The following is a 4,391-nucleotide window of genomic DNA, read 5'->3' as shown; positions in this document are numbered from 1 at the left end:
CAGCGGCACCTCTCGGCACCACAGATCAGATGTCACCTATCCGTGCAGCAGACCCAATAGGATTAATCTGGATGTCAGCTAAACGGATGACACAAGGATTAGCGGAGCAGTCAAGAATTTCGAGTGTCGCTCTCAGGTGATAGCAAGAATTGCCTGGTGGACGGTGTCATGCTATCGATTGACAGCACGGATAAGCCTGTCGTTTCCAGTAAATTTGAGGCACAGTTTCGCGTATGCCCTTTTCATCCGATCCTGCGCTCCAAATGGAAACCACTGAGAGAATTCGTCCGGTCAAGATTTTCTTCGGAGGAGGGCGGCCCAGTTTGCGCCGGGCCCTGGAAGATCTGTCCACTGTGGAGCTCACGGTTGAGTCGTTAGAGGCTGACTGTCTACTGGTCGACCTCGCTTCCCTCACCCCCGCGCAACACGCAGAATGCCTGCGGTACCCCCTCATGCCTGATTTGCCGTTGATCGTGATCTCCGCGCAGGGTGTCGATGGGGCTATCGACGACAACCCCTATCTCGAAGAGGTTGCGCGAGGTGAAGCGCTGGCACTCTCAACTCGTCCCGATTGTTGCGTTCTGCGGTGTTCTCCAATGGATGCAGACCTGGACCAGGTAATCCACCAGGTCCTGAGCTACTCGGCGGCCTATGGGTGTTTCGGTCCCTCACCGGTGGCATGGCTGACTGTCGCGGACCTTGCCGACCTGATACGAAAGCTCACCGATGAGCCCACCTTGCGGGACGGGCGCATCTACGAGGTAGCGGGCCAGGAGGGGGTTTCGTTACCGGACCTGGTCAGCCACCTCACCGAACACCTGAAGGTGCGTGCGGAGTACTACGAATTGACGCCGGGACAGGTTGTTTCCGCCTTGTGCTCGAGCGTCGGGTGGGACTTGGACACGGCTCTGCGTGTCCCGCATCACCAGCAGTGGGTGGGATCACCGAGGCAGACCAGCGGGATCGTCGAACGTGCTCTCGGTCGTCCGCCCCGGTCGCTGGATCTGACTCGACTGATCGCCGCGTGTACCGCCAACAGCCCCAGAATTCCGGTCGATGCACACAGCAGTCGCTGACCGACGAACCTAAACCAACTCGAACTGTGGGAGCAACCTAAATGAGCATTCAGACCGACCGGCCAATTGCCATCAACCCGGGAACGACGGTGACAGTGACCGATGAAGCAGTTCTGGTGCGGACAGGGGATCATGTCGCGCGTCTGACCGGCGGCCAACTGCCGGCTTTCACCGAGGCCTTGCTGACGCTTCTCAGTGACGGCCGCGCCACGCTGGATGTCGGGGCGGACGCGGACCAAGCCCGGATGCTTGCGCTTGAGTCAGTACTCAATCAACTCACTCAGGTTGGTCTGTTGGAGCGAGACGAGGTGGCGCAAGATTTGCGCGACGCGCCACCGGCAGCGGTCGGAATTTGGTTGCGCGCTCTGCGGAATGTGCCCTTACGGACTGTCACTGAGCGTATGAAGAATGGAACAGCGACGGTGTTGGGCCGAAACAACCTCGCCGAGAGTCTGATCGAGGGGTTGCGATCGGCGGGAGTCCAGGTCACTGACGCCGGCCACAGCATCGATGCTGTTCCGGCGAGCTCGGACGCGGTCCGCGATGTAGTCATCGTTGTGGGAAACAACGATCAAGATGCCCTGTTGACCGACTGGAATCGCATCGCACTCGAATCAGGCCGCACGTGGCTACCGGTAATCCCTTTCGACGGTCGTCGAGCCCTCGTAGGACCGTGGACGCTTCCGAAAGAATCAGCCTGTTTCGTGTGTTATCGGGAACGCCGAGGAGCATCTTTCCCGGACCGTGAGGTCGTCGCGGATATCCTCACCGCACGCCCAGTTCGCTCCACCTCGGATCGGTCCACCCTCTGGCCAGGTCTGTCGACCATGCAGGTGGGTTTGGTGATCGAACGTGTTGTGGAGTGGTTCGGCCTGACGGATCGGAACGCCGGTCTGGCTGTTCCGGGTGGCCTCCATACCCTTGAGATCGGTTCGAGCGGACTCGAGGTCAATGCGCATCGCCTCTATCGTGTTCCGCGTTGCCCAGAGTGCTCGGGTGCCCGCGACACTGGCTACCCGATGATTTGGTTCCATCCCGATGCGGGTGTCCCCCTTCACCGTCACGATAATTCGCAGGCTTCCGACGGAGTAGCCTCCGTGCAGGAGGAAAACCAGTGAGCATCGTCTCCCAATCCCCTCCTACCGCCGTCCCGACCGGTGTGAGCGATGGAATTCCGGCAGGTATCGGGCCGGAGTGGACTCCGGCCGCCGAATCCGAAAAGGTTCTGCGCCCGTTACTTTCACCTGTCGTGGGCATCGCTACCCGCTTGTACCGCCAGATGCACGACACAGACGATGCACAAGCTTTCGCCGTAGGCGCCCGCGCCTGCGAATCGCAGCGACTACTCGGTGAGGCCTGTGCTCAGGCGGCTGGGGGCGGGTCACTCGACGAGCGTTCGGCGATGTTGTCAGCGCTCGGCGAGGCAGCGGAACGGTACAGCGCCGCCTACTGGCCAGAAAAGCACATGGTTCAAGCCACATGGTCAGAGCTGAACTCACGTGGCGATGTGACTTTCGATTGAATGTGGCCTGATTTCTGATGCCGTGACTGGCATAGTCTGATGTCTACGACGTGGGATGATCAGGTCTCCACATCTCGTGGAGGAGGATCATCCCCGGTTCGGCGGGAATGCCGAACGGTGTCGATGATCGATTGCAGGGTGCGCAGTTCGAGATCGAGGCTGACATACCCTTGGCTGGTCAGGTGTGCCCACGAGCGGACAGCAGGATTACATTCATGTCTGCTGTGTGGCCGTGGCCTGTCAAGCCTTGGACGTGGGAGTTGGTCAGCACAAATCCACTCAAAGAGTCGATTAGCCCTTACTGGCGTTGCCAGCCTTCTTTGCATCCCTGGCACGAATGTCCAGCCACACGGACAACGACGCCGTCGCGAGGACAAGCCCAGTAATCGCGATAACAGAAGGGCCCCACGCCAACCGAAATTCTGTGCCGAATACCCTCCCGCTCTGTCACTCATTGTTTGTGCGCGGTCAGTGACGATAATTTCCGTTATCGCACCGTCTCACCGAAATTGCCTGGTCAGCACACTTTCCGACCGAAAACTCTGTCGGTAGCCGCAGGTAGCGTGCGGTTTATGGCCGATATCGCGAAGAACATGCTGGTCGAGGCTCCGGCTGTCGGGAATTCCGGACAGCCGGAGCCTGTGGTGTCGGCGGATGTTCGAGCCCGGATCGCGCGTTCGGTGGCGGAATCGAAGTCCCCGAGCACCGTGCGGGCGTACGCGTCGGATTGGCGACGATTCGACACGTGGTGCGCACGCCGCGAATATCGGGAGTTACCGGCGGATCCACTGGTCATCGCGGCGTACCTGACCGACGCCGCCGACACACTCACCGACACCGGGGCGCGGGCGTATGCGCCGGCAACACTCTCGCGGTGGGTGGCCGCGATCGGTCACCGGCACCAGATGGCCGGATACCCGCCACCGACTGCGGATCCGATCGTCACCGCGACCCTGTCCGGAATCCGCCGAAGCTATGCCGCGGCGGGTGATCGACCGCGTCGACAGATGGCCCCGCTGCTGACCTCCGACATCGTCACCATCGTGGCGCACGCCCGAGACGCTGTTACCGGCTGGGCCGGCGAAGTCCTCGAGCGCCGTGACACCGCGCTGTTGTTGATGGGGTTCGCCGGTGCGTTCCGGCGCAGCGAACTCGTCGGCCTCGACTGCGGCGACATCGCTGTGCACCGCCTCGACGGGCTACACGTTCGGCTGCGGCGGTCGAAGACCGACCAGGACGGTCTCGGGGTGGTCAGAGCGCTGCCGTTCACCACGTCGCACGTCAGTTGCCCGCCGTGTGCGGTGCTGCGGTGGTTGCAGGTCGTTGCCGCCCAGGAACGAGGCGGACGGCCCGAGCTGATCCGATTGCTGCGCACAGCGCCGGTATTCGACGGGCACCTGTGCCGCGGCGCAGTACCCACAGCCTCGCCGCACACGCCGCTGTTCCGGTCGATCGCCAAGAACGGAAACCTCTCCACCGCAACATTGTCCGGGGCTGCGGTCCACGCCGCGGTTCGGCGCCGCGCTACCGCCGCGGGCTACGACGAGTCACTGGTAGCGCGACTGGGTGGGCATTCCTTGCGGGCCGGATTCGTCACCCAGGCGTTCCGCAACGGCGCCGATGCGCACGCGATCATGCGCCAGACCGGACACAAGACTCCGGGGATGCTCGAGGTGTACGCCCGCGAGCACGCGCCCTTGATCGGGAATGCCGTCAACGATCTCGGCCTATGACCACCCAACTGAGCGGAATTGCGTCCGATGCAACCGCGCGACAGCGGATACAGATGAAGC

At 61.9% G+C, this 4,391-nt stretch carries 4 protein-coding genes; all 4 read left to right on the top strand.

The window, feature by feature from the left end; genetic code table 11:
* Positions 1-452: 452 nt before the first annotated feature.
* The 4 genes from RWT78_RS28400 to RWT78_RS28385 all read left to right on the top strand — a co-directional run bounded on the left by RWT78_RS28400 (position 453) and on the right by RWT78_RS28385 (position 4,331).
* On the top strand, positions 453-1,076 hold the full coding sequence (locus RWT78_RS28400; RefSeq protein WP_314682647.1) for a hypothetical protein: 624 nt from the start codon (positions 453-455) through the stop codon (positions 1,074-1,076).
* Positions 1,077-1,117: 41 nt separating this feature from the next.
* The gene (locus RWT78_RS28395; protein ID WP_314682646.1) at positions 1,118-2,194 is read left to right on the top strand and encodes a TOMM precursor leader peptide-binding protein; all 1,077 of its coding nucleotides are present in this window, start codon (positions 1,118-1,120) and stop codon (positions 2,192-2,194) included.
* The gene (locus RWT78_RS28390; protein WP_314682644.1) at positions 2,191-2,598 is read left to right on the top strand and encodes a hypothetical protein; all 408 of its coding nucleotides are present in this window, start codon (positions 2,191-2,193) and stop codon (positions 2,596-2,598) included. Before RWT78_RS28395 ends, RWT78_RS28390 begins: the two co-directional genes overlap by 4 nt.
* 572 nt (positions 2,599-3,170) lie before the next feature.
* On the top strand, positions 3,171-4,331 hold the full coding sequence (locus tag RWT78_RS28385) for a tyrosine-type recombinase/integrase (protein ID WP_314682643.1): 1,161 nt from the start codon (positions 3,171-3,173) through the stop codon (positions 4,329-4,331).
* The last annotated feature ends 60 nt before the right edge of the window (positions 4,332-4,391 follow it).

Source organism: uncultured Rhodococcus sp. (assembly GCF_963525155.1).
Lineage (GTDB): Bacteria > Actinomycetota > Actinomycetes > Mycobacteriales > Mycobacteriaceae > Rhodococcus_F > Rhodococcus_F qingshengii.
This window is presented reverse-complemented; position numbering and strand designations above follow the sequence as displayed.

Excerpts from the sequence above, each read along its gene's own strand:
- RWT78_RS28400 (WP_314682647.1), top strand. The coding sequence starts at position 453 with ATGCCTGATTTGCCGTTGATCGTGATCTCCGCGCAGGGTGTCGATGGG.
- RWT78_RS28395 (WP_314682646.1), top strand. The coding sequence starts at position 1,118 with ATGAGCATTCAGACCGACCGGCCAATTGCCATCAACCCGGGAACGACG.
- RWT78_RS28385 (WP_314682643.1), top strand. The coding sequence starts at position 3,171 with ATGGCCGATATCGCGAAGAACATGCTGGTCGAGGCTCCGGCTGTCGGG.